The 24,960-nt window shown below is 59.2% G+C and carries 19 protein-coding genes; 11 read left to right on the forward strand and 8 right to left on the reverse strand.

What is annotated here, in order from left to right; translation table 11 throughout:
• Positions 1-14: 14 nt before the first annotated feature.
• The 4 genes from FGE05_RS11875 (at position 15) to FGE05_RS11890 (ending at position 2,428) form a co-directional block, all read left to right on the forward strand.
• Complete coding sequence (locus tag FGE05_RS11875; RefSeq protein ID WP_175363055.1) at positions 15-758, forward strand: molecular chaperone; 744 nt, start codon at positions 15-17, stop codon at positions 756-758.
• 45 nt (positions 759-803) lie between these two features.
• Positions 804-1,286: a CS1 type fimbrial major subunit gene (locus FGE05_RS11880; RefSeq protein WP_139645086.1), complete on the forward strand. Its 483-nt coding sequence runs from the start codon at positions 804-806 to the stop codon at positions 1,284-1,286.
• 115 nt (positions 1,287-1,401) lie between these two features.
• Positions 1,402-1,896, forward strand: coding sequence for a CS1 type fimbrial major subunit (locus FGE05_RS11885; protein WP_139645088.1), 495 nt, complete (start codon positions 1,402-1,404; stop codon positions 1,894-1,896).
• A gap of 37 nt (positions 1,897-1,933) precedes the next feature.
• Entirely contained in the window at positions 1,934-2,428 is a 495-nt protein-coding gene (locus FGE05_RS11890) for a CS1 type fimbrial major subunit (RefSeq protein WP_139645090.1), read from the forward strand.
• A 2-nt stretch (positions 2,429-2,430) separates the two neighbouring features.
• Here the strand turns inward: FGE05_RS11890 and FGE05_RS11895 are convergent, their stop codons facing one another.
• Together FGE05_RS11895 and FGE05_RS11900 are read right to left on the reverse strand one after the other, a co-directional pair.
• Positions 2,431-5,556, reverse strand: coding sequence for a transglycosylase domain-containing protein (locus FGE05_RS11895; protein WP_139645092.1), 3,126 nt, complete (start codon positions 5,554-5,556; stop codon positions 2,431-2,433).
• 259 nt (positions 5,557-5,815) lie between these two features.
• On the reverse strand, positions 5,816-6,274 hold the full coding sequence (locus tag FGE05_RS11900) for a transposase (protein ID WP_139645094.1): 459 nt from the start codon (positions 6,272-6,274) through the stop codon (positions 5,816-5,818).
• A gap of 509 nt (positions 6,275-6,783) precedes the next feature.
• Here FGE05_RS11900 and FGE05_RS11905 point away from each other — a divergent pair.
• The 7 genes from FGE05_RS11905 to FGE05_RS11935 all read left to right on the forward strand — a co-directional run bounded on the left by FGE05_RS11905 (position 6,784) and on the right by FGE05_RS11935 (position 14,657).
• Positions 6,784-8,205 (forward strand): amino acid permease, encoded by a 1,422-nt coding sequence (locus FGE05_RS11905; RefSeq protein ID WP_139645096.1) that lies wholly within the window; start codon positions 6,784-6,786, stop codon positions 8,203-8,205.
• Between the two features lie 128 nt (positions 8,206-8,333).
• Entirely contained in the window at positions 8,334-8,699 is a 366-nt protein-coding gene (locus tag FGE05_RS11910) for a GtrA family protein (RefSeq protein WP_139645098.1), read from the forward strand.
• A gap of 26 nt (positions 8,700-8,725) precedes the next feature.
• Positions 8,726-10,165, forward strand: coding sequence for a UbiA family prenyltransferase (locus FGE05_RS11915; protein ID WP_139645101.1), 1,440 nt, complete (start codon positions 8,726-8,728; stop codon positions 10,163-10,165).
• A gap of 55 nt (positions 10,166-10,220) precedes the next feature.
• Positions 10,221-11,537 (forward strand): FAD-binding oxidoreductase, encoded by a 1,317-nt coding sequence (locus tag FGE05_RS11920; RefSeq protein WP_139645103.1) that lies wholly within the window; start codon positions 10,221-10,223, stop codon positions 11,535-11,537.
• Entirely contained in the window at positions 11,534-12,274 is a 741-nt protein-coding gene (locus FGE05_RS11925) for an SDR family oxidoreductase (RefSeq protein WP_139645104.1), read from the forward strand. Before FGE05_RS11920 ends, FGE05_RS11925 begins: the two co-directional genes overlap by 4 nt.
• Positions 12,271-13,242: a lysylphosphatidylglycerol synthase transmembrane domain-containing protein gene (locus tag FGE05_RS11930; protein ID WP_139645107.1), complete on the forward strand. Its 972-nt coding sequence runs from the start codon at positions 12,271-12,273 to the stop codon at positions 13,240-13,242. The genes FGE05_RS11925 and FGE05_RS11930 overlap by 4 nt, the downstream gene beginning before the upstream one ends.
• On the forward strand, positions 13,242-14,657 hold the full coding sequence (locus tag FGE05_RS11935) for a glycosyltransferase family 39 protein (protein ID WP_176563003.1): 1,416 nt from the start codon (positions 13,242-13,244) through the stop codon (positions 14,655-14,657). Before FGE05_RS11930 ends, FGE05_RS11935 begins: the two co-directional genes overlap by 1 nt.
• 38 nt (positions 14,658-14,695) lie before the next feature.
• Here the strand turns inward: FGE05_RS11935 and FGE05_RS11940 are convergent, their stop codons facing one another.
• The 6 genes from FGE05_RS11940 to FGE05_RS11965 all read right to left on the reverse strand — a co-directional run bounded on the left by FGE05_RS11940 (position 14,696) and on the right by FGE05_RS11965 (position 24,943).
• On the reverse strand, positions 14,696-16,315 hold the full coding sequence (locus FGE05_RS11940) for an FMN-binding glutamate synthase family protein (protein WP_139645111.1): 1,620 nt from the start codon (positions 16,313-16,315) through the stop codon (positions 14,696-14,698).
• A 267-nt stretch (positions 16,316-16,582) separates the two neighbouring features.
• On the reverse strand, positions 16,583-17,989 hold the full coding sequence (locus FGE05_RS11945; RefSeq protein ID WP_139645113.1) for an ATP-binding protein: 1,407 nt from the start codon (positions 17,987-17,989) through the stop codon (positions 16,583-16,585).
• Complete coding sequence (locus tag FGE05_RS11950) at positions 17,986-19,788, reverse strand: DAHL domain-containing protein (RefSeq protein WP_139645115.1); 1,803 nt, start codon at positions 19,786-19,788, stop codon at positions 17,986-17,988. The genes FGE05_RS11945 and FGE05_RS11950 overlap by 4 nt, the downstream gene beginning before the upstream one ends.
• On the reverse strand, positions 19,785-20,744 hold the full coding sequence (locus FGE05_RS11955) for a cytochrome-c peroxidase (protein ID WP_139645117.1): 960 nt from the start codon (positions 20,742-20,744) through the stop codon (positions 19,785-19,787). Before FGE05_RS11955 ends, FGE05_RS11950 begins: the two co-directional genes overlap by 4 nt.
• A gap of 36 nt (positions 20,745-20,780) precedes the next feature.
• Complete coding sequence (locus FGE05_RS11960; RefSeq protein WP_139645119.1) at positions 20,781-22,655, reverse strand: GGDEF and EAL domain-containing protein; 1,875 nt, start codon at positions 22,653-22,655, stop codon at positions 20,781-20,783.
• Positions 22,652-24,943 (reverse strand): EAL domain-containing protein, encoded by a 2,292-nt coding sequence (locus FGE05_RS11965; RefSeq protein WP_139645121.1) that lies wholly within the window; start codon positions 24,941-24,943, stop codon positions 22,652-22,654. The genes FGE05_RS11960 and FGE05_RS11965 overlap by 4 nt, the downstream gene beginning before the upstream one ends.
• Between the last annotated feature and the right edge of the window lie 17 nt (positions 24,944-24,960).

Consider the following 24,960-nt stretch of genomic DNA (forward strand, 5'->3'; position numbering starts at 1 on the left):
AGGTTAAGCAAGTGATGAAACAGCTATGGGCATGGGTTGGTTTTTCCCTGTTTTGCGGCGTGGCCCAGGCCGGTCCGCAGATCGGTGTCGGGGTGGTCTACGACTACCTGGACGGCAACAAGACCACGTACATGAAACGGGTGTTCAACGGCGGCACGTCGACGGCTTTCGTCAAGGTGAACATCTTGGAAATCATCTACAACGAAGACGGCACCTACAGCGAGGTGCCCCTGCAGAACCAGGCCAGTGCCCAGGCCAAGGATGGTCTGATGGCCAGCCCGGCGCGCCTGATCGTGCCGGCCAACGGTGTGCAGGGCACGCGGTTGCTGTTCATGGGCAACCGTGACAAGGAGCGTTACTTCCGTGTGCGCTTCGTGCCGGTGGTGCCGGAAGCGGAAGACGAATTCGCCGTCAGCGCGGAGGAGCGCGAAGCGTATAAAAAGGAACGCGTGGCGGCCGGGGTCAAGGTACTGGCGGGGTACGGCACGGTGTTCTTCGTACGGCCCAAGGACACCCGCTTCGACACCGTGATCGATAACAACGCCAATCGCTACGTGCTGCGCAACAACGGCAACAGCGTGGTGGTGGTCGATGAGTTCAAGGACTGCGAAGCGAAGAAAGAGAACGAATGCCGGCCGACCACCAAGCATCACGTCATGACCGGCCGCACGTTCTCGTTCGACAAGGAAGCAGGGCGTGAATATCGCTTCACCCTGATCGAAGGCAGCAAGACCCAGAACGTCGAGATCAAGGGCTGACGGCGACCGTCGCCGAACCGTCGTTGACCCAAGAGGTAAATCAAAATGATCAAGACACGGCTACGCCCCCTTGCATTGACGGCCCTGCTGATGCCCTGGACCTCGGCCTGGGGGGCTGTCGAACGGGAAACCTTCGAACTCTACGTGACCATCCCGACGGCCGACTTTTATGTGTTGCCCCTCGACCCGCAGTTGGTCCAGCGCGAGCAGCGCCTGCCGTTCAGCACCATCACCTCGGACCTGAGCCCGTTGCGGGCTACCTACGAGGTGAAAAACAGCAACGGCTCCATTGGGGCTCGCCTCGGGGAGGAGGCCTATCTGTCCAATGGCCGTGATCGCATCGACTTGCGCGTGCGCTTCAACGGCGTCGAACTGACCCTGGATTCCGCCCAGGTGGTCTCGGCCGTCGAGGCACGGCCGGGCCGTCAGGTGCCGCTGGAAATCGCCGCCATCAAGCCCGATGACGACTATAAGCCTGGCGACTACTACGGCACGGTGCACATGGTGTTCGACGCCACGGCGCCGTAGGGCGACCGGAGGCAGTAAAGAACCTGCGCGGTGAGGGAACAAGCTCCCTCGCCACGGGTTAGCAGTAATGGCATGGACGCTTCTTTAACAATAACGATGAAAAAAGGTAGCAAGCATGCTCAAGCAATTTGTTTCCGTCATGGCCCTGGGCGTCGCGACCCTGAGTCCTTCGCTGGCCTTCGGGGCCGATGATGCTCGGTCCGCCATTCATATCAAGGCGAACATTCCCACCCAGCAGTTCCATGTCCAGCCACGGGATCCCGAGTTCGGCAAGCACGAGGTCATGCATTACGACCCGTTGAACGACGACCTGGGCATTTTGCGCCAGATCTTCGACGTGAAGCACACTGAAGGTTCGATCCACGCCTACATCGAGGGTGGCGCGGCGTTCCTGTCCAACGGCAATGCCAGAATCCCGTTGCGGGTCCGGTTCAACAAAGTCCGCCTGGATGGCCTGCCTCGGGAAGTCGTGGACGATGCGTCCTCCACGCCCGGTACCCAGGTCGAGATGACGATTCGTGCCGATGCCATGCCGGTCCAGCGCCGGCCGGGCTTCTATACCGGCGACTTCACCGTGATCTACGACGCAGTGCCGCGGATCTCTGCGTGACCCATCCTGTTCTTCTACGGCTGAAAAGGTATTTGGCATGTTCAATAAAAAGGTAGCTGCAATGGCCCTGGGCGCCGTTGCCCTGAGTGCTTCGCCGGCGCGCGCGGCGGATGATGCTCGCTCGTCGATTCACATCACTGCGAATATTCCGACCCAGCAGTTCCATGTGCAGCCCCGGGACCCGGAGTTCGGCAAGGATGAGGTCATGTATTGGGACGCTGTGAAGAGTCAACTGTCCCCGATACGCCAGACTTTCGATGTGAAGAACACCGACGGTTCGGTGCATGCCTATCTCCCGGCTGGCCAGCCAGCGCTGACCAACGGCAGCAGCGCCATTCCCCTGCTTGTCCGGTTCAACAACGTCACCCTGACCTCCACGCCCCAAGAGGTGGTGGACGACCCCACGTCCACCCCAGGTACGCAGGCAGAGATGGTCATCTATGCCTCGGCCATACCGCTTCCCGACCAGACAGGCCTGTTCAACGCCGACTTCACGGTGATCTTCGATGCGGTACCGCGGGTGAGCCCGTAGTTCTACCCTGGCGACGAAACGCCCTGGCGCGCCACCAACGGCGTGCACTGGGTGTGACTGCCCGGCTGCAAGTAGGGCGTGAGAAACGGCGCCATCCCCTTGAGCACCTGCACCGGCAAGGCCGAGGTGAACTTGAAGTTCTGCGCCGAGGCCCCCGGTACATAGGCGGTGAGGGTGCCGAAATGGCTGTCGCCAATGTAGAACACGAAGGTGGCCGTGCGGTTGATCGACTTGGAACTGAGGATGCGCCCACCGGCGCCGATGGCTTCGATACGGTTGTCGCCGGTGCCGGTCTTGCCGCCCATGGCCAACGGCGTACCGTCGGCCAGTTTGAAACTGCCGGCCACCCGTTTCGCGGTGCCGGCATCCACCACCTGGGACAACGCACCGCGCAGGGCCTGGGCCACTTCCGCCGGCATCACGCGTTTGCCTTTATCCGGGTCGTTGATCAGTTGCGTTTCGTAGGGGGTATCGACGGCGAAGTGCAGGCTGTCGACCCGCAGTGCCGGTTGACGGATACCGTCGTTGAGAATGGTGCCCACCAGCTCTGCCAGTGCGGCGGGGCGGTCACCGGAGCTGCCGATTGCCGTGGCCAGCGAAGGCACGAGATGGTCGAACGGGTAGCCGACTTTCTGCCAGCGCTGGTGGATATCCAGGAACGCTTCGATCTCGAGCATGGTGCGGATGCGACTGTCGCGTGCGCTCTTGTGCCGGCTTTTGAACAGCCAACTGTAGACTTCCTGGCGTTCGAACTCACTGGCCTTGACGATCTGGCTGAACTTGGCGTCCGGGTTGTTCAGCAGGTAACCCATCAACCATAGATCGAGCGGGTGGACCTTGGCGATAAAGCCCTGGTCCGGCAGGTCATAGGCGCCGGGACCGTAGCTCTGGTAGAGCCGCTCCAGGCGTTCGTCGGTGAGTTTCTCGGCGTTCTTGGCCGATTGCAGATGTGAACGCACGAAGCGGTTGAAGCTGTCCTGGCTGTCGTTGGGAAAGAAATAGCGGTGCACGGCGGCCAGGCGGATCGCCGTGGGGTGCATGCTGTCGAGAAAGGTTTCGAGGCGCTGGCTGGTGTCCTTCTTCTGATACTTCTTCCAGAACCTGAGCAGGAACGAGGTGCCTTCGCGGTCGGCGAACTGGGCCAGGTATTCCTGGCGCCGCGGGTCGCTGTCGTCCTTGAGCAGTTCAGCGCTGTTGTTGGGCCCGGCGTAAGTGGCATAGCGCACCAGGTCGCGCATGAGACGGATGAACGGCAGGTTGATCGACTCGCGCAGGGCATCGCGCAAGGTGGGGTTGCGGCCGTTGTCCTCGCTGCGGAAGTTGTGGAAGGTGTGCAGCCCGCCGCCGGTAAAAAATGCCTCGCCGGGGCTGGCGGAGTACGTACGATCGAGTGCCGCCTCGAGCATCTTCGGCAGGCTGCGGTCGCTGTTCTGGATCAGGTAATCGACGGCCCAGCGGGACAGGCGATCCTGCTCGGCGACCTCGACTTTTTTCAGGGCCGCCGGAGTTTCAGCGCCATAGCGGTCGTGCAGTTCGGCAATGATCTGCAAATAGGTGGTGAGTACCCGCAACTTGGCGGTGGAACCGAGTTCGAGTTTGCTGCCTTCGTTGATGTCGAAAGGCTGGTCGGTGCTATCGGTCTGCACCCGCACGCGCGAACCGTCCGGGGTCAGTTCCAGCAGGGTAAAGCTGTAGCGCACCTGGGTGGTGCTGGTGGGGGTGAGCAGGCGTTCTCCCATGAGGCCGATCTCCGTCGCGAAGGCCGGGTCGGCCAGGCGCTTGAGGTACTCGGTGGCCTGGGTCTGCAAGTCGTTTTGCAAAGTGCTGGTGGCGGACAGGTCCAGTCGGTCGAGGTCGTACAACGGCCGGTCGAGCAGCGTGGCGAGCCGACTGCGGGCGGCGCTGATGCCTTTGTTGGTTTCGTTGGGCTGGATCGTCGGTTGCTGCACCCAATCGCGATAACTGACCTGACTCGCCAGGGCGGCATCGGCCAGGGCGGCGTCGATCACACCGTTCTGGGCCAGCAGCCGGATGTGGCTGTCCGTCAGGCTCGCCAGCTCGTCATGCCCCTTGGACAGGTAATGGGAAGGGCGCCGCTGAGCGATCATCAACGACAGCATCTGCCGCAAGGCCAGACCCTTTTCCGCCAGGCTCCGCGGATCGGTGGCGGTGCTGAACAACTGCTCATTGGCGCGGTTGAAGTCGGCGCCGTACCAGACCCGCAAACCTTCGGCCATGCCATGGACCTCTCCATGCCCCGGCACGGCGGAAAGTGGCACACTGTTGAGGTAATCGCGCACGATCCGCTGCCGCGCCTCGAGGGTTTGCGGACCGCTCCGATAGGCGCGCACGCTGGCGGAAATCATCTGGCGGATCTTCTCACTCCCCGAGACGGTCAGGCCATCGGGGGAGTGACGGTACTTTTCCAGCTGCGTCGCCAGGGTGCTGCCCCCGGCGGACTGCCCCGGCAAGCTCAACAGCTTGGCCACCTGCGACCACGCCGCCATGCCGAAGCGCGGCCAGTCTACCGCCGGGTTGGCCTGGGGCTGGTGGGGATCGAGCAGGAAGCGGTTTTCGATGAACAGCAGGCTTTGCACCACCACGGGAGGGATGGCGTCGAAACTGGCATACAGCTGTTGTGGATACTTGAACTGATACAGCGGCGCGGCGCGGCAATCGGTGATGGTCAGGCCGGCCTGGATCTTTTCCGTATAGGGCACGAACAGGCCTTTTCCGACGTAGTCCATCAAGGCTGGCGAAAAGCGGGTCTGGGCCTGGATCACGTAGTTGCGCTTGAGCAGTCGCGGCAGGAACTCCCCCAGCGAGCTGTAGCCCAACCGCCGGTCGAATGGGCCGGCTCCGGGATAGACAATGGCATCGCTGGGCCCCGGTTGCAGCGAATAGCTCAGGGAGGCAGCGTATTTGCTGATCTCCCTGGCCTGGAACCTGGAGGTGCGCATTTCCTTGGCCACCGCGAGCCCGACCACCACGACGATAATCAGCAGCAGCAACCAGAACGCCCGCCAGCCATGCCGCGCGCGGCGTTTTTTTGGGGGTGTAGACGCTTCTTCCATACGTTCAGTCGGGACCATAGGTTTGTTCGAATCGGTTTGCCATAGAGCGCCCATAGTCGACTGATCCATTCACGCAGATTGATCGGACTTGCTTGAAGCTTAGACGGTGGTTTGCGTGGGGGAGGGAAATTGTGGACAGGCCGGCACCCTGAAATCCTGTAGGCACCATGAAACCCCTGTGGCGAGGGGATTTATCCCCGCTGGGCTGCGCAGCGGCCCTAAAACCAGACTACCTCGGTACATCAGGCAGATCCGGTCGACTGTTTTAGGGCCGCTACGCGCCCCAGCGGGGATAAATCCCCTCGCCACAGCTTCAGAGCCAGATGGCATCCCGGAGCGGGTAATCGCCAATTCGGCTTACCAGCCCTGCGCGAACCGGGTGGGCAATGATGTAGCGGGCGAAGGGCTGGATGTCTTTATTGTCGCGGAGTGCATGGTCGTGGAAGCTGCTTTGCCAGAGCGGGTCGGACGCCCCGGTCCGACTGTTGACGCTGTGTGTGCATCGAGCTTTGGTGGCACCAATGACTCGACTCAGAGGGGTATTGTTGATTTGAACCAGCCAATGGAAATGATCCGGCATCACCACCCAGGCCAAGGAGTTGACCTGGCCCGAGTCATGGGCTCGTTTAAATTCAGCTACTAACAATCTTCCAACTTTCCAGTCAGCGAATATTGGACGTCGTCGATGAATGACAGCCGTTACCAGGTAGCCGCGCCCTTGCTCCGAACAGCGACCTCGGCGCAAGCGATGGGAATCGGGGCGTGGATGCATTCCTTGCTTCCTTTGAAGGGGGTGTCAATGCAGCCTAGCCATGTAGGTGTTTCCACGACGCTGAGACGTATGAGCGAAAATTCCGAAATCTGCGTAGTCCCCTGTGGCGAGGGGATTTATCCCCGCTGGGCTGCGCAGCAGCCCCATCCCCAAAGCACTCAATCTGTCTGACACACCGAATCAGCAGGTTTCAGGGCTGCTACGCAGCCCAACGGGGATAAATCCCCTCGCCACAGGGGGGGCGGTGCTCTTAAATCCTCTGTATTCCCAGTCAATGCTTCTCCAAAAACCCGACTTTTGCTGTGGCTTATCCCTGAATTTCCAAAGTTTTACAGTGAAACTCTCTATCCTTGGCTTTTTATACTGCACGACCCACCGGTCTTGACGTTCTGGTTTCCGGGACGGTCTGTCCACGAGGCAGGCCCGGTTTCGGCAAGGTGGCAGGCTTATCGGCCTGTGGCCTTGGAAACCCGGTGGCTAATCCAATAACAAAACGGAGTTGTATCCCTATGCCTGTCGGCAATCATCTGCCCCATGGCGAGACCGCTCAGGGCGGTCCGCTCAAACGTGAACTCGGCGAGCGGCATATCCGCCTGATGGCGCTTGGCGCTTGCATCGGTGTCGGACTGTTCCTCGGTTCGGCCAAGGCCATCGAAATGGCCGGCCCGGCGATCATGCTGTCCTACATCATCGGCGGCCTGGCGATCCTGGTGATCATGCGCGCCCTCGGCGAGATGGCCGTGCACAATCCAGTGGCCGGTTCGTTCAGCCGTTATGCCCAGGATTACCTCGGCCCGCTGGCGGGTTTCCTGACCGGCTGGAACTACTGGTTCCTGTGGCTGGTGACCTGCGTGGCGGAAATCACCGCGGTAGCGGTGTACATGGGCATCTGGTTCCCCGACGTGCCCCGCTGGATCTGGGCCCTGGCCGCACTGGTCAGCATGGGCTCGATCAACCTGATCGCGGTCAAGGCCTTCGGCGAGTTCGAATTCTGGTTTGCGCTGATCAAGATCGTGACCATCATCGCCATGGTCATCGGCGGCGTCGGCATCATCGCCTTCGGGTTCGGCAACGACGGCGTGGCCCTGGGTATTTCCAACCTCTGGACCCACGGTGGGTTCATGCCCAATGGGGTGCAGGGTGTATTGATGTCCCTGCAGATGGTGATGTTTGCCTACCTGGGCGTGGAGATGATCGGCCTGACCGCGGGTGAGGCGAAGAACCCGCAGAAAACCATTCCCAACGCCATCGGTTCGGTGTTCTGGCGGATCCTGTTGTTCTATGTCGGCGCGTTGTTCGTGATCCTGTCGATCTACCCATGGAACGAGATCGGCACCCAGGGCAGCCCGTTCGTGATGACGTTCGAGCGCCTGGGTATCAAGACGGCTGCCGGCATCATCAACTTCGTGGTGATCACCGCTGCGCTGTCGTCCTGCAACGGCGGCATCTTCAGCACCGGGCGGATGCTCTACAGCCTGGCGCAGAACGGCCAGGCCCCGGCCGGTTTTGCCAGGACCTCGGCCAACGGCGTACCGCGCCGCGCGTTGTTGCTGTCCATTGCCGCGTTGCTGCTGGGCGTGCTGCTCAATTACCTGGTGCCGGAAAAAGTCTTCGTCTGGGTGACCTCCATCGCCACCTTCGGGGCGATCTGGACCTGGGTGATGATCCTGCTGGCCCAGCTCAAGTTCCGCAAAGGCCTGAGCGCTTCCGAGCGTGCCGCCCTGAAATACCGCATGTGGCTGTATCCGGTCAGCTCGTACCTGGCGTTGGCGTTCCTGGTGCTGGTGGTTGGGCTGATGGCGTACTTCCCGGATACACGGGTGGCGCTGTATGTGGGGCCGGCGTTTCTGGTGCTGCTGACGGTGCTGTTCTACACCTTCAAGTTGCAGCCAAGGGCTGATCAACAAGGCGCGGTGCGTCCGGCTTTGTAACGACGCCAAGTGGAAGAAATCGGCCGCCTGTCGGAAAGAGCTGCGAACCTGTAAGTTCTGACAGTAGACCGTCCCTGCATGGTGACCTAGCTTTAAAACCCGCTAACGGGTCAGAGCAAGGTCTCACGATGAAGGGATTCTCTGCATTGATGGTTATCGGCCTGGCCAATGGACTGATCCATTGGCAGGTCTTTTTCGTGTTGCGTAGTGCTGTCGGGCTGAGCCAGGCGGTCAGCAACCTGACGGCATTTTGTGTGGCCACAGCGTTTTCATTCTATGTGAATGCGCTCTACATCTTTGAGCCTGGGGCGCCTCGGCGCGGTTATTTGCCGCTCACTGCTGCGATGGCTGGCTTGAGCTACGGTATTGGAGCTGCCGGCGATACCCGAAACCTGCCTGGATGGGTGGCGTTGGTTTCGTTTTCGTTGCTGAACCTGGCGATTGGCTACAGTTTTTTTCGGTTTGTCGTGTTTCGTGACCGTCATCAAGTATGAACGCCTGCGACCAGGTAGTGCAGCCCATGACGGAAGACCGTTCAGCTTCGCTGCCCTTTGTTGTCGACCTGGATGGCACACTGCTCAAATCTGATCTGTTGTTTGAATGCGCCATGGCGTTTGTCCGCAGCCAGACTTGGCGCTGCCTGAAAGTTTTGGTCTGGGTGCTTCACGGCAAGGCCTACCTGAAGAAGCAGCTGGCTCAATCGACGGATGTCGATGTCAGCCTATTGCCCTACGACCAGGACGTGCTGACCCTGATCGACGAACAGCGCGGGCTAGGCCGCAGGATCGTGTTGGCCACCGCCAGTTATCATTCGTTGGCGCAAAGGATCGGAGAGCACTTGCAGGTGTTCGACGACATATTGGCGACTCGCCTGGAATGTAATCTGACGGGTCCGCACAAGCGTGATCGATTGATTGAATTGTTCGGCCAACGAGGCTTCGATTACGTCGGTAACGCACTGGACGACCTTGTGATCTGGCGCTCGGCCAGGCTTGCTTACGTGGTCAATCCTTCCGCACCGGTCGAACTGGCCATCCTTAGCCTGGACAATGTCGTGCGACTGATCCGCTCCGGCACGACGGGGTTTGGCGAATGGCGAAAGGCCCTGCGCCTGCATCAATGGGCAAAGAATGCGCTGATTTTCGTGCCGTTGCTGGCCGCACATCAGATCACCAACCCGCTGTTGCTATGGCATGGCTTGGTGGCATTCATATCGTTCGGGTTATGTGCTTCCGGCGTTTATATACTCAATGACCTGCTGGATCTGGAAGACGATCGAAGGCATCCAACCAAACGGAACAGACCCTTTGCAAACGGATGTCTGTCGATCAAGTCGGGTCTGATGATTTGCCCATTGCTGTTGATCATATCGCTTGGCGGTGCCTGGTGGTGGCTACCTTCACAGTTCGTTTCGGTGTTGGCGTTTTATTACGCCTTGACGCTGGCCTATTCGTTCAAGTTGAAGCACATCATGCCCCTGGACGTGATTACACTGGCGTTGCTCTACACCTTGCGAGTCATCGCTGGTGGCGCGGCCTTCGATTTGGAACTGACGGCATGGATACTTGCGTTTTCCATGTTTATTTTCCTAAGCCTCGCTTTGGTCAAGCGCTATACCGAACTTCTGGTGGTCTCGCGCAACGGGGTTACCGGTAAAGCCAGCGGTCGAGATTATTACCCAGACGATATGGCGATGCTTTCATCGCTAGGCGCGGCTTCCGGTTATCTCGCGGTACTGGTTTTGGCACTGTACATCCGCGACGGCGCAACCGTTGCTCTGTATGAGCGTTCACAAATCATCTGGCTTGCCTGCCCCTTGTTGCTGTTCTGGATCACTCGGATCTGGATGCTGACTCACCGCGGATTAATGAAGGAGGACCCGGTGGTGTTTGCGCTAAAGGACCGGTTGAGCCTTGCCGTAGGCGTGTTGTTTTGCCTGATTTTCTGGAGTGCGACATGAACGATTGTCCTGATGCCGCAGGCCTTCTCATTGATACCGCGCAGTCGTGCCTGCAATGAGCTTACCGTTGAGTTCGTGGGGGCAATATCCCGCTGAACCGCAAATCGCTCATCCCTGTGCCTGGCGAAATGATCTGGATGATCAGTGGCTGCGGGTCAGTAAAATCCATGGCTCGACATTGCCGTTCGGGAATGGCCGCAGTTATGGCGACAGTTGCTTGGCCAGCAATGGCCATGTGTTGCACATGCGGCCCTTGAGTCGGTTCATCGAGGCCAATTGGCAAACGGGAGAGATCTGCGCCGAGGCGGGGGTCACTTTGGGTGAAGTGCTGCAGCTGGCCGTTCCTCGCGGCTGGTTTTTGCAGGTCACGCCTGGAACCCGCCATGTGACGCTGGGCGGAGCGGTAGCCAACGATGTTCATGGGAAAAATCATCACTGCCGTGGGACGTTTGCCCACTCGGTCTTAAGTTTTGGATTACACAGGTCCGAGCAACCTTTGATGGTGTGTTCGCCAACGGAAAATCCCCAGTGGTTTGCGGCTACTCTCGGCGGATTAGGTCTGACGGGCATTATCAGCTGGGTCAGCATTCGTCTGCGCAGAATCCAGTCCAGTCGGATCGATACGACCCGGGTGCGATTTGGTCGACTGAGTGACTTTTTCGCGCTGGCGACAGAGCTTGATGCCTCTCATGAATACAGCGTGGCCTGGATTGATTGCCAGGCCAAGGGCTCTGCGTTGGGGCGCGGTGTCATGATCGTAGGGGACCACTGTGAGCACGGACCGTTGGAAGTGCCAACGCCCCGTGTCATGACGTTACCCGCCTCGCCTCCGGTGTCCTTGGTCAACCCATTCATGGTGGGATTGTTCAACCGCTGTTACTGGCACATGCAGCCGGCCAGCAGGAAAAACCAGGCGATTGCTTACAGTCCGTTTTTTTACCCGCTGGATAGTATTGAGCGCTGGAATCGGATCTACGGCCGCAAAGGATTCCAACAGTTCCAGTGCGTAGTACCACAAGCGGTTGCCGAGGACGCCTTGGCGCAGTTGCTCGACGTCATTGCCCGTAGCGGACTGGGATCTTTCCTGGCGGTACTCAAGCGTTGTGGTGATATCGCTTCCCCGGGATTGTTGTCCTTTCCGATGCCTGGGACTTCGCTGGCGCTGGACTTCCCCCAAAGCGGCGCCCTGAACAGCACCTTGCTGCCGCGGCTGGACGCTATTGTCCATGAGGCCGGCGGCCGGTTGTACCCGGCTAAGGATGCGCACATGAGCGCCCGCGATTTTCGCCAGGCTTATCCCGCTTGGGAGCGTTTGGAGGCAATGCGCGACCCGACATTGATGTCCCGTTTCTGGCAGCGAGTTACACAATGAAAAAAATCCTGATTGTGGGCGCTACTTCTACCATCGCCTGTGCTTGCGCACGACGGTGGGCGATTGAGCAGAGCGAGTTCTTTCTGGTTGCCAGGGATGAGTCAAAACTGCTGCAAACCTGTGCCGATCTTGAGGCGCGAGGTGCAAGCAGGGTTATTCCCTGGGTGATGGACCTCGGCAATATTGATGCACAGACCATCATGCTGGAGCAGTGCCTGGCTGTGATGCAATCGGTGGATATCTGTTTGATTGCTTATGGGTCTTTGCCAAATCAACACGAATGTGAGCGAAGTGTCGAATCGGCCATGGCCGAGTTCGCCAACAATGGCAGTTCGGTGATTGCCTTGCTGACTCGTCTGGCGAGTCTGATGATCGTTCAGCGCTGTGGCACGCTGGCGGTTATTTCTTCAGTTGCCGGGGATCGCGGGCGCCCCTCCAACTATGTGTATGGCGCAGCCAAAGCGGCCGTTTCCACATTCTGCGAAGGTCTGCGCGCGCGGCTGTTCAAGTTGGGTGTGCATGTGATCACCATCAAACCCGGCTTTGTCGATACGCCGATGACCCGCGGATTGGCATTGCCGGCTTTCCTGGTGGCGCAACCGGAAGCTGTCGCCCGTCGAATTGTGGCGGGTATCGAACGCAAGGTCTCGGTGCTTTATGTACCAGCGTTCTGGGCGTTGTTCATGTGTCTGATACGGGCATTGCCACAGTCACTGTTCAAAAGGCTCAACCTGTGAACCAGATCGTGGCTTTGACAGGATGGCGCTATCAGTTTTTGATCGGTTCGGCGATCTGCACGGCCCTGGCTTACCTCGCCATTTCCCTCTGGGGTGGATGGGCGGCGGTGAGCGGGGCGGTCAGTCGGGTAGGGTGGTGGGACGGGGCGCAAATAGTCGTCTTGGTTCTGCTTGGCTATGGGCTGCGTTTTTTGCGCTGGCAGATTTATCTCAGTGCCTTGGGACATACGTTGCCTTGTTGGCCCAGCTTGAAAATCTATCTGGCGGGATTTGCATTGACTACAACACCTGGCAAGGCGGGCGAGGCGTTGCGTGGAGTTCTGCTGAAACGCTGGGATGTGCCATACGCACACAGTTTTGCTGCGCTACTGAGTGAGCGGTTTTCGGATTTACTGGCGATAGTTGTTTTGGCGCTGTTGGGCTTGAGTGCTCACCCCAAATGGCTGCCGATGATGGTGGCCACTCTGGCGTTGCTGGTCTGCGGCGTACTGCTGATGGTGCGTCCAGTACTAATAGGGAGCATTGCCCGCCGTATCGACAAGGGAAGTCGCTGGATTTCCCGGATGCTGCGCCATCTCGTTCGAGTGTTGCGTCAGGCACGCCGGTGTCATACCCCACGTCGACAGATTGTCGCGACGTTATTGAGTCTCATGGCCTGGGGGCTTGAAGTGATGGCGTTCTACTGGATTTTGAGGGCTGTGGGAGCGGACGTACCTCTCACGTCGGTCATGTTCATTTATGCCATTTCCATGCTGGTTGGAGCCCTGAGTTTCATGCCCGCCGGATTGGGCAGTACCGAAGCGGTAATGGTGGCTTTGCTGGCGTCTGGTGCCGTTGCGATGGCAAGTGCAATTGCAGCGACGGTTCTGTTGCGGATGGTGACGTTGTGGCTGGCGGTAGGGCTGGGGGCTGCATGCTTGATCGGGCGGGAACGATCGTTACTTGGACGAGGACGTGGAGAACAATAATGATCATGAAAGCAACTCCACAAAGTGGACCAATGTATCTATCGTTGGCAGGCGCAATGATCGTCGGTTGCTATTTGAGATTGCATAACATCGACACGCATGGACTTTGGCTGGATGAAGCATTCAGTGTGGCAGTCAGTGATCCGGATAACAGTTTCAAGCGGGTCTATGAACGCACATTGCTAGATGTGCACCCACCACTCTACCAGGCACTTTTATGGCTATTTTATAAAGCGTTTGGTTACGCTGAGATAAGCGGAAGGTATCTGTCGGTTTTTTTCGGTGTCTTGCTGATACCGAGCGTTTTCTATTTGGGTTGGAAGTTTTTTGGCCGACGGACAGGACTGATTTGTGCGTGGCTGGTGGCGGTTAATTTTTATTTGATAACGTACTCTCAAGAAACCAGGTCGTATGCATTACTGGTGTTGCTTGTCGTGCTTTCGTTTTTGGTTTTTTTAACGCTGGTGCACAACCCTACAGCCTTGAATGCAGTTTTGTATGCCGTCGTGACGGCAATGCTGGTGAATACCCACTATTTCGGTTTTTTTCCAGTCCTCGCCCAGATCGGATTGTTTTATCTGATTTATGGCCGAAAAGCTTTTCGGATGAGAATGATTTTGATGTTTTTGGCCGTTGGGCTATTTGTCTTTCTGAGCCTCCTTCCAAGCATCGGATATATAGTGGCTAATATAGAGCGAAGTGGGTTTTGGGTGCCGGCTCCGGACGACAATTTTTTTACTGAATTATTTGCGCTGTATTTTGGTAATAAAACCCTCGCCATGATGGTCGCCATTTTAATGATGTTCGGGCTCTTGGATATTCTCAAAGGCAGTGAGAGGAAGGAGTTTTTATGGTTTTTTATTCTGTGGATAGGTGTGTGCGCGATGGTTCCCTATATGCGCTCTTTCTATATTCAGCCTGTCTTGACGATGCGTAATCTTATCGTATTGTTGCCTGCATTGTTGATGCTGGCGGGGTATGGCCTCGGTCTTTTGCGAGATCAGGTGCTTTTTTATAGTGTAATGATTGTTGTTTTTTGTTTTTCGCTAACGCCTTTGTACGCTGGGGTCAAGCCTGTTTATACTTTCAGAAATCAATTGCCTCCTGTAAGTCAGATGCGTGATGTCATACAGTTGATAGCGGGTGAATGCGCTGATCGAGCAGTATACTCGTTCGCACATTTGGAGGCTCAAGGGTATGCGAAGGTGCTTGGCTTGGAGTTAAAGGTTAAGAGCGTCAGTGACATGGAGAAGGATATTGAGTCCGCCGCCCAGCCAATGGAGTTTTGTATTTTAGGCACGCACGGAACCTGGATACCGGACGCGGAGTATAGGAAGGAACATGGTTATCATTTTGTTGATGAGCGTGCAGTCGGAGACTCATCAATAGTTAGATACCAGACTGACATTCGATGAGGGGTTTGCGTAAGACTGGATACCCGGTGTTACGCAAACTAAGCTGTGGCGATTTCCTCCGGCTCAAAACTGTCCGCCCGCGCCATCTGCCACATCCGCGAATAAAACGCGCCATTGACCTCGCCCGTCAGTAACTCCCCGGGCTTGAGAAACACATGCAATTGGGAAAACAGCTTGATCTCGGTCGCGGACATCCGCCGAACCAGGTGCTTGGGTTGCAACTGCGACGGGTGTTCGAGGCCTGCGGCGGCGAGCATTTCTGCCAGGGCCTTGAGGGTGTTGCGGTGAAAGCTGTAGACCCGCTGGGCCTTGTCCGGGACGACCAGGGCGCGCTGGCGCAAGGTGTCCTGGGTGGCGACGCCGGTAGGGCATTTGTTGGTGTGGCAGCTTTGCGACTGGATGCAGCCGATGGCGAACATGAAGCCCCGGGCGGCGTTGGCCCAGTCGGCGCCGATGGCCAGTACGCTGGCGATGTCGAAGGCGCTGACGATCTTGCCGCTGGCGCCGAGCTTGATCTTGTCCCGCAGGTTCAGGCCCACCAGGGTGTTGTGAACGAACAGCAGGCCCTCGCGCAGCGGCGCGCCGATGTGGTCGGTGAACTCGACCGGTGCGGCGCCCGTGCCGCCCTCCTTGCCGTCCACCACGATAAAGTCGGGCAGGATGCCGGTCTCCAGCATGGCCTTGGCGATTCCCATGAACTCCCAGGGATGACCCAGGCAGAACTTGAAGCCCACCGGTTTTCCACCGGACAACTCACGCAACTGCTGTACGAACTGCATCAACTCGATGGGGGTGGAAAAAGCGCTGTGGCAGGACGGTGAAACGCAATCCTCGCCCATGCGGATGCCGCGGGTTTCGGCGATCTCCCGGGTGACCTTGTGCTTGGGCAGAATCCCGCCGTGGCCGGGTTTGGCGCCCTGGCTCATCTTGATTTCAATCATCCGCACCTGTGGGTTCCGGGCCTGGGCGGCAAAACGCTCCGGGTCGAAGTGGCCGTCCGGGGTGCGGCAGCCGAAGTAGCCGCTGCCCAGCTCCCAGGTCAGGTCGCCGCCATGTTCACGGTGATAAGGGCTGATGCTGCCTTCGCCGGTGTCGTGGGCGAAGTTGCCGAGCTTCGCCCCTTGGTTCAAGGCCCGGATGGCGTTGGCGCTCAGGGAACCGAAGCTCATGGCGGAGATGTTGAACACCGAGGCCGAGTACGGCTGGGTGCACTGCGGGCCGCCGACTGTTACGCGAAAACCGCTGGGGTCGCTCAACGGGGCTGGACGCATGGAATGGCCAATGAATTCGAAACCGGCCTGGTAAACGTCGATCAGCGTGCCGAAGGGTTTGTCGGCGCTTTCGTTCTTGGCCCGGGAATACACCAATGAGCGCTGGGCGCGGGAGAAGGGCAGGGCGTCGCTGTCGGATTCGAGCAGGTACTGGCGGATCTCCGGGCGAATGCCTTCGACCAGGTAGCGGATATTGCCCAGGATCGGATAGTTGCGCCGCACGGCGTGGCGGCTTTGAAGCAGGTCGAACAGCCCCAGCAGGCTCAGCAGGCCTGTCACCAGCGCGAACGGCCAGAGCCAGTCATGCGCAAGGAACGGCAGGCTGGCGAGGGTGAACAGTACACAGCCGGCGAAGAAGGCGTAACGGCTCAGTAGCGACAGGCTCATGCGGTTTCCTTGGGGTAGGGGCGAAGGGCCATTCTGCGCTGGTGGCGAAACGCTGGGCAACTGGTGATGAGAGGATTTCATGTGCCGAGGGATTTATCTGTGGCGAGGGGATTTATCCCCGCTGGGCTGCATAGCAGCCCCAATACAATCGACTCAATCTGCCTGATGTACCGAGTCGACTGGTTTTAGGGCTGCTGCGCAGCCCAGCGGGGATAAATCCCCTCGCCACAGGTCATCCTTCCACAGATAAATCATGTTTAATCCATGTCACCCCACCAATTTCATCTGCCGCACCGGCAACTCGACCCGGAACGTCGTCCCCACCCCCACTTCGCTGCGCACGGTGATCTCGCCGTTGTGCTTCTTCACGATGCCATAGGACAACGACAGTCCAAGCCCCGTGCCCTGGCCGATGGGTTTGGTGGTAAAGAACGGGTCGAAGATTTTTTGCAGGGTTTCCGGTTCGATGCCCGAGCCGTTGTCGGCGACTTCGATCCACACGGTGTCGCCGTCGACGCCGTTGCGCAAGGTGATGGTGCCGCGTTCGGGACCGATGGCCTGGGCGGCGTTGACGATCAGGTTCATGATCACCTGATTGATTTGCGACGGCAGGCATTCGACCTCTGGCAGCGGGCTGTACTCCTTGACCACATCGGCTTTGTACTTGATTTCGTTGGCCACGATGTTCAGCGTCGAATCCATGCCCTGCTGCAGGTTCGCCATCTGCCATTCCTGGTTGGAGTCGACGCGGGAGAAGTCCTTCAGGTCCTTGACGATCTGTCCGACCCGGGCGATGCCGTCCTTGGATTCCTTGATCAGCAACGGGATGTCTTCGACGAGGAAGTCCAACTCCACCTGCTCGCGCAGCTTGGTCAGGTACATCACCAGCTCCGGCGAAGCGATGGCTTCTTCGGCATTGCCATAGGCCAGGAGCATTTCCTCCAGCTTGTTGAAGTAGCCGTCCAGCGCGCCCAGGTTGGAAGAAATGAAACCGATGGGGTTGTTGATTTCATGGGCCACCCCGGCTGCCAACTGGCCCAGCGAGGCGAGTTTTTCCGATTGCACCAACTGGGTTTCGAGCATCTTGCGTTCGTCGATTTCCATCTGCAGCAAGGTGCTGGCCTGTTTGAAGGCCTGGGTGCGTTGCTGCACCAGTTCTTCGAGTTTGTTCATTTTCAGTTGCGCGCGGGAGGTCATTTCCCACTTGGTGGTGAGGGTGTTGGCCATCTGCTGGACTTCGATGTTATCGAAGGGCTTTTTCAGGATCAGCAGGCGGTCGTGACCGTTCAGTCGATCCAGCAATTCATCCCAGGAATAATCCGAATAGGCCGTGCACACCACCACCTGCAACTGCGGGTCGCATTTCCACAGTTCCTCGATGGTCTTGGCACCGTCCCACCCCTCTGGCATGCGCATGTCGACGAAAGCCAGGGCATACGGGCGGTCCTTTGCCAGCGCCGCCTGTAATTTGCTCAGGCCTTCCTGGCCGCCATAGGCCGAGTCGAGCTCGAACACCGTACCGACCGGTTTCGGTGCATCGCCAAACAGCGCGCTTTCCATGTCTTGCAGGTCGGCGTTGCTGTCGTCCTCGGGGGTGAGAATCTTGCGAAAATCCTCATGAATGGCGGGCGTATCGTCGATCAACAGGATGCGCCGGTTACTTAAACTGTTCATGAATCGTCTTCCGCGAGTTTCAGGGGTACGTGTAGTACGAACGTCGCCCCCTTGCCTGGCCCCTCACTGTGGGCGGTGAGGCGGCCGTTCATTTCGATGGCGGCCGTTGCACAGCTGTGCAAGCCGAACCCGTGGCCTTCCTTGCGCGTGGTAAAACCGTGGGCAAAGATGCGGGTCATGTTTTCTTCCGGAATACCTTCGCCTTCGTCCTTGACACTGATCTGCAACGTCTCGTCATTTACGACCTCCGCACGCAGGGTCATGTTCCGCGCATGATTCGAGACTCCGGCCATGGCGTATTTGGCGTTGCTGATCAGGTTGATCAGAATCAGCAACAAACGGTGCTTGTCACCCATGATCCGCGGCAAGTTGCCGTACTCCTTGATCACCGTCACATGGTGCCGGGTCAGGGCGCCGGAGTTCATGCGCAGGGCGTCTTCCAGCAGTTCGCTGACCACCAACGGTTCCACCAGGCTGTTGGCACCGGCATAGGATTGCTGCGTGGAGACGATGTCCTTGATGTGGTCCACGCTCTTGCTCAACTGGGCCAATTCATCGATCAGGCTTTGCTGTTCGACCGCAATCGCGTCCGCCAATTGGTTGAGATAACCAGGTAGCAGCTTGCCTTTTTCGTCTTCGCTGAGGAAGTGCCCGAGGTCGTGGCCGTGCTCGTTGATCAGGGTCATTGCCTTGCCCAGCCCCTGGGCCTTGCTGCCGCGCAACTTGCGGCTGACCAGGTCGGCGGAGATGTTCACGCTGTTGAGCACGTTGCCGACGTTGTGCAGCACATTGGTGGCGATCTCCGCCATGCCGGCCTGGCGGGCGGTGTCCATCAATTCGCTCTGGGTATCCTTGAGCTGGCGGGTGCGCTCTTCGACCCGTTGTTCCAGTTCGTCGTTGGCGGTTTTCAGGGCTTTGTTGACGTGCTTGATCTCGGCAAAGCTGCGTACCAGCCGGATGGCCAGCCAGATCAATATCAATACCAGCAGGGTGGCGAACACCAGCAGGTACACGTGGTTGCGCTGGTACTTGTCGGCAGCTATTTCCTGATCCTTCTCGATCAGGCGGGTGATGGTGTCCAGATGATCGGAGACGGGAACGGCTTCGATGCTCTCCAGCAACTCGTTGACCCGCGGCTGCTCGCGCAGGATCAGGGCGATGTGCCGGCTCAGGATGTCGATGGAGTCATGCAGGCCCACCGGCAGGCGCTCCTTGTTGACATCGAGACGGTTCAGACCCAGTAGCACCTCGGCGGCTATTTCGCGGGTGGTGAGCAGAGAGAACTCCATACTGCTGAGTAGCAGGTCGTAGGTGTCGATGGCGACACTTTGCAACTGCAGCTTGTCCTCGTCGGACAGTTGCGCGAACTCGGCCTGAATGTCGTCCTCGGCGGTGGGCAGGAACGCCAGGGAGTTGCGCAGCACCGCGTTGTGGGACTTGAACTGTTCCACCAGGCGGGTTTTTTCCTTGACGGCCTTGAGATACTCGTCGCGCTGGTTCTCCCAGAGCGAGGGCGCATGGCGACCGGGCTCCGATTCAATGGTGTCGAGGCGTTGCCACAGGCGCGTCATTTCGTGCAGTGGGGACACCAGCGGGTCGTAGTTATGGCTCAGGGCGACCCGGGATTTGAGGACCTCGTTGTCCCAGATGGCGTCCTGCTGCTTGAGCAGGCGGATCAGGTCCCGGGACTCAATGTACGAGGCAGCCTGTTGCGCACTGGAATTGACGTACATGAACAGCAGGACCGAGGCGAGCAGGGCGCCGATGAAGAACAGGCCGAAGCGGCGAAGGGCCTTCATAGTGGCTTGCCCTCGTGTTCACCGGTCAGGGTCTTGAGGAATTCGACGATCAGTTCCGTGTCGTTCTTCAACGGTTCACGGCCCAGCTGGTATTTGAACATCACTTCCACCGCACGCTCGAGGGTCGGTGCGGATCCGTCGTGGAAATACGGTGCGGTAACGGCCACGTTACGCAGGCTGGGGACCTTGAAGACCTGACGGTCGGAGTCATCGCCGGTGACGTTGAAACGTCCTTCATCGACCCGGGTGGGGTTGCCCCGGTCCGCGATGTAGTCACCCATGACGCCGAACTTCTGGAACATGTTGCCGCCGATGTTCACGCCCTGGTGGCAAGCGATGCAGCCGTATTCCTTGAAGCGCTGGTAACCGAACTTTTCCCGGGGGGTGAGAATGTCGGTGTTGCCCAGCAGATATTGGTCGAAGCGCGAGTTGGGCGTCAGCAGGGTGCGCTCGAAATCGGCCAGCGCGCCCTGGATATTGGGCTTGGTGACACCGTCGGGATAGGCACTGGCGAAGTCCTTGGCATAACCCGGGTCATCGGCGATGCGCTTGACCACCGCTTCCCAGGTATTGCCCATTTCCGTGGGGCTGGTCACCACGGCGTGGACCTGGTCTTCCAGGGTATCGACGCGGCCGTCCCAGAACTGATGGAAGTTCAGGCTGGCATTGAACACGGTAGGCGTATTGACCTCCACCGGCTTGCCATCGAACCCCAGGGAAAGCCGCTTGTCGTCGGCGCCGCCCTTGTCAAGATGATGGCAACTGGCGCAGGAGAGAGTGTTGTTGACCGAGAGCCGAGGATCGAAGAACAGTCGCTGTCCCAGTTGGACACGCTTGGGGTCCAGGGTCGGAACAGGGGGCAGCGGTTTGAGCGGCTCGTCCAGTGGTGCGGCGTGAGCAGCCACGCCCAAGCCCATGAGCAGGCCGAGAGCGAGTAACAGTCCAGATGACGCCATCGGATGCTTCCTTGAATCTTTTGGTTGATGGGTGTTTCACGAAAACGGATTCGGACGTCGTTCCCACTGGGCCATCCACTGGACAAAGGCTAGCGGCTCCACCGCCTTGCTGAAGTAATACCCCTGGGCCTCTTCGCACTGGTGGACCTTGAGAAACTCCAACTGCTCGCGGGTTTCCACACCTTCGGCGATGATGTGCAGGTTCAGGCCCTTGCCGAGGTTGATGATGGTGCTCACCAGCTTGGCGTCGTTGCTGTCGATGCTCAGGTCACCGACGAACGATTGGTCGATCTTCAGCACGTCCACTGGAAATTTCTGCAGGTAGCTCAAGCTCGAATAGCCGGTACCGAAGTCGTCGATGGCCAGCCGGATTCCCTGTTGCTTGATGGCCTTGAGGATGGCGACGGTGGTATCGATGTTCTGCATCAACACGCTTTCGGTGATCTCCAGTTCCAACTGTGTCGGGTCCAGTCCCGTTTCCTTGAGGGTGCGGGCGATGCCTTCGACGAAACCCCGTTGACGAAAATCGATGGCCGAGACGTTGACCGACAGGTACAGCGGCCGCATGCCTTGGGCTTGCCAGGTGCAGGCCTGCTGGCAGGCTTCCTGGAGTACCCATTGGCTGAGTGGCACGATCAGCCCGCTGTCCTCGGCCACCGGGATGAAATCCGATGGCGGGACCAGCCCATGGCCTGGTCGGTCCCAACGCACCAGTGCCTCGACGCCGACCACCTTGCCACTACGCAGGTCCAGCTTGGGCTGGTAATGCAGCACGAACTCCTTGCGTTGCAGGGCCAGTCGCAAACCGGACTCGATGGTCTGTTGCTGTCGGGCCCGGCGGTTCATGTCTTCGGTGAAAAAACGGTAGTCGTTGGGACCGGTTTCCTTGACGTTGCGCATCGCTGTCTCGGCTTTCTTGATCAGCGCCACGGCGTCGAAACCGTCGGCCGGATACACGCTGACCCCCAGGCTCGCGGTGACGCTCAGGTCATGCCCCTCGATGGGCTGGGGCGAGTTGACGGCCGCCAACAGCTTTTCCGCCACGCCCTTGATCTGTTGCGGATCGGCGATGTCCCCCAGCACCACCACGAACTCATCGGAACCGTAGCGAAACACCGAGTCGGATTCACGTACCACCGTCGCCAGCGCACGTGCCACGCGCTTGAGCATCTCATCGCCCACCGGATGGCCGAGGGCATTGTTGATGCGCTTGAAGCGATCCAGGCCGATGAACATCACCGCCAGCTGCCGGTCATGGCGCCGGCACTGGGCCATGGCCTGGGTCAGGCGATCACCGAGCAACATGCTGTTGGGCAATTCGGTGAGCACGTCGTATTGCAGCAGGTGAGACACCTTGAGCAATTCCTGGACCCGTTCCTCGATCGTGCGTTCCAGGCTGCGCATCTTTCTCGCCGCATCCTGGGCCAGTTGCCATTTCCAGGTCATGGCGCTGGCCATCTGGCGGATTTCCAGGGTGTCGAAAGGTTTTTTCAGGATCAGCAGTTGATCATCGAACTCGATGCGTTCGGCCATGGTTTCCCAGGTGTAATCCGAAAAGGCCGTGCACAGGGCGATTTGCAGCCGCGGGTCGGCTTGCCACAAACGCTCGATGGTCTGCAGGCCGTCCCAGCCCGGCGGCATGCGCATGTCGGCGAACACCAGTGCATAGGGCTGGCCTTCGGCCTGGGCGCGCTTGACCAGCTCCAGGGCTTCTTCGCCCTGATAGGCCGAGTCGATCTGAAATTGCAGTCGGTTGACCTGGGGCGTTCCGAACAACAGGCTCTCGGTGTCGTCCAGCGAATCATCGCTGCCGTTGCCGGGGCTGAGGATCTTGCGGAAGTCCTGATGGATGGCCGGCGTATCGTCCACCACCAGGATCCGCCGGTTGGCAGGTACCGACATGGGGTTCATGGGTTGCTCTCCGATAGCTGGCTCGCCGGCCGGGTCCAGTGATCCACCACGGGAACGATGGTGCCGGCCTTGAGCAGTTCGGCGGCCTGGCCGCTGTCCACCGCCGTGCTGAAATAGTGCCCCTGGGCTTGCATCTCTCCGCCGGTGGACATCAGTGTGGTGCGTTGCTCCTGGGTCTCGACGCCCTCGGCAATGATGCCGATGCCCACGTCCCGGGCAAAGTTGATGATCGCCCGCAGGGTCATGGCGTTGCCCGGGTCGTCGTTGGCGCTGTCGAGCAAGCGTTGGGCGAGTTTCAGGTGATTGACCCGATAGGTCTTGAGGTAATCGAACGAGGAATACTCGGTACCGAAATCATCGATGGCCACCTGTACCCCCAGTTCACACAGGCGCGGCAATACGTCGTTGTGGGTCCATTTGGTCTGGGCGAGGGTGGCTTCGGTGACATCGAAGCGCAGGTCCCAGGGGGCCAGCTCCCAGCGGGCGGTGGTCCGCAGGACATCGTAGATCAGTTCCGGCCCGGTCTTGAGCTGGGTCAGGGACAGGTCGATGGCAATGACCGGAGGGGCCATGCCCTGGTCACGCCATTGGCGCATCTGCTGGCAGGCTTGATCCAGCACCCAATGCCCGAGGGCAATGATGAGCCCGGTTTTTTCCGCCGCCGGCATGAACGCCGATGGTTCCAGCCAGCCCCGTTCGGGGTGTTTCCAGCGTACCTGCACGCCCATGCCCAGGATTTTGCCGGTGCCGAGGTCGACTTCCGGCAGGTAATGCAGGTGCAACTCCTGGTTTTCGATGGCCTGGCGCAGGTCGTTGGTCAGGGCGACCCGGTCCGTCACCTCCTGGTTGATCTCCTCGTTATGGAAGTGGTACTGGTTGCGGCCCTTTTCCTTGGAGCGGTACAGGGCCATGTCGGACTGGGCCATCAGGCTGTCGGCACTCAGGGTCTGCGGCGTGTACAGGGCGATACCGATGCTCACGGAGATCCGTACGTCGTTGCCGTCCAGGGAGTAGGGCACCACCAGGGTATCGCGGATCTTGGCCGCCAGCGCGGCGCAGTGGGTGGGTTCGTGGACATCCAGTTGCAGGATGGCGAACTCGTCACCGCCCAGGCGTGCGACCACGTCGTTTTCCCGGGTGCAGTCCTTGATGCGCCTGGCGACTTCCTGCAACAGCAGGTCGCCGATGGGATGGCCCAGGGTGTCGTTGATCCGCTTGAAGTGGTCCAGGTCCAGGTAGAACATCGCGAACGCCGGTGCCCCCCGGCGCGCGGCGGCGAATGCCTGGTGCAGCCGTTCTATCACCGTGGCGCGGTTCGCCAGCCCGGTCAGGCCATCGGTACGGGCCAGCAGGGCGATTTTTTCCTCGGCCAGCTTGCGTTCGGTGATATCCAGGATGATGCCTTCCACCTCCAGCAACAGGCCTTGCTCGTTGCGCACCGGGATGTAGCGGTTCTCCACCCAGCGGTACGTATCGTCGCCGGTGCGCATGCGGAACTCGATGGACGCACCCGCCGTATCGCGATCCAGCACGCGAACCATGGCGTCGTCGACCTTGGACTGGTCGTCGGGATGGATCAGCACCTGTGCCCAGTCCGGTGAGCTGACCAGTTGCCCGGCGACATGACCGAACTTGGTGATGTTGTGGGAGATGTACATCAACGGGAACGGCGGTTCGCCCCGCAAGCGATAGAGGATGGTCGGGCTGTTCTGCACGATGATGTTGGCGTCGGCCAGTTCCCGGGTGCGTTCCTCCACCGCGTGTTCGAGCATGTCCATCTTCAGCGCCGCGTCTTCGGTCATCTGCCATTTGACGGTCAGGGTACTGGCCATCTGGCGAATTTCGATGGCATCGAAGGGTTTTTTCAAGATAAGCAGGCGGTCGCCCAGTTCCAGACGCTCGGCGATGTCTTCCCAGGAATAGTCCGAATAAGCGGTGCATAGCGCGACTTGCAGCTTGGGATCGGCGCGCCATAGCCTTTCGATGGTTTCCAGGCCATCCCAGCCAGGGGGCATGCGCATGTCGATGAACGCCATGGCATAGGGCTGCCCCTGGGCCAGTGCGGTCTCGACCTTGTTCAGGGCTTCCATGCCCTGGAAGGCCGAATCAAGCACGAAACTCTGGCTGACGACCGCGACCGGCGCGCCGAACAGGGCCTCTTCGGCACTGCTCAGGTTGTCTTCGGCGGGTGCCTGGGGACTGAGGATCTTTCGAAAGTCCTCATGGATCGTCAGGGTATCGTCGACGATCAGGATCCGCCGATTGGCTCTTTCCAGGGGCAGGCTCATGGCCGTGCACCGAGGTG

This window comes from Pseudomonas sp. ICMP22404 (assembly GCF_006227205.1).
In the GTDB taxonomy this organism is placed as follows: domain Bacteria; phylum Pseudomonadota; class Gammaproteobacteria; order Pseudomonadales; family Pseudomonadaceae; genus Aquipseudomonas.

Coding starts and splice junctions, on each gene's coding strand:
- FGE05_RS11935 (WP_176563003.1), top strand. CDS start 13,242: ATGATCATGAAAGCAACTCCACAAAGTGGACCAATGTATCTATCGTTG.
- FGE05_RS11885 (WP_139645088.1), top strand. CDS start 1,402: ATGCTCAAGCAATTTGTTTCCGTCATGGCCCTGGGCGTCGCGACCCTG.
- FGE05_RS11925 (WP_139645104.1), top strand. CDS start 11,534: ATGAAAAAAATCCTGATTGTGGGCGCTACTTCTACCATCGCCTGTGCT.
- FGE05_RS11910 (WP_139645098.1), top strand. CDS start 8,334: ATGAAGGGATTCTCTGCATTGATGGTTATCGGCCTGGCCAATGGACTG.
- FGE05_RS11945 (WP_139645113.1), bottom strand. CDS start 17,989: ATGAACAGTTTAAGTAACCGGCGCATCCTGTTGATCGACGATACGCCC.
- FGE05_RS11920 (WP_139645103.1), top strand. CDS start 10,221: ATGAGCTTACCGTTGAGTTCGTGGGGGCAATATCCCGCTGAACCGCAA.
- FGE05_RS11955 (WP_139645117.1), bottom strand. CDS start 20,744: ATGGCGTCATCTGGACTGTTACTCGCTCTCGGCCTGCTCATGGGCTTG.
- FGE05_RS11905 (WP_139645096.1), top strand. CDS start 6,784: ATGCCTGTCGGCAATCATCTGCCCCATGGCGAGACCGCTCAGGGCGGT.
- FGE05_RS11900 (WP_139645094.1), bottom strand. CDS start 6,274: ATGCATCCACGCCCCGATTCCCATCGCTTGCGCCGAGGTCGCTGTTCG.
- FGE05_RS11940 (WP_139645111.1), bottom strand. CDS start 16,315: ATGAGCCTGTCGCTACTGAGCCGTTACGCCTTCTTCGCCGGCTGTGTA.
- FGE05_RS11960 (WP_139645119.1), bottom strand. CDS start 22,655: ATGAACCCCATGTCGGTACCTGCCAACCGGCGGATCCTGGTGGTGGAC.
- FGE05_RS11880 (WP_139645086.1), top strand. CDS start 804: ATGATCAAGACACGGCTACGCCCCCTTGCATTGACGGCCCTGCTGATG.
- FGE05_RS11915 (WP_139645101.1), top strand. CDS start 8,726: ATGACGGAAGACCGTTCAGCTTCGCTGCCCTTTGTTGTCGACCTGGAT.
- FGE05_RS11875 (WP_175363055.1), top strand. CDS start 15: ATGAAACAGCTATGGGCATGGGTTGGTTTTTCCCTGTTTTGCGGCGTG.
- FGE05_RS11965 (WP_139645121.1), bottom strand. CDS start 24,943: ATGAGCCTGCCCCTGGAAAGAGCCAATCGGCGGATCCTGATCGTCGAC.
- FGE05_RS11895 (WP_139645092.1), bottom strand. CDS start 5,556: ATGGGCGCTCTATGGCAAACCGATTCGAACAAACCTATGGTCCCGACT.
- FGE05_RS11950 (WP_139645115.1), bottom strand. CDS start 19,788: ATGAAGGCCCTTCGCCGCTTCGGCCTGTTCTTCATCGGCGCCCTGCTC.
- FGE05_RS11890 (WP_139645090.1), top strand. CDS start 1,934: ATGTTCAATAAAAAGGTAGCTGCAATGGCCCTGGGCGCCGTTGCCCTG.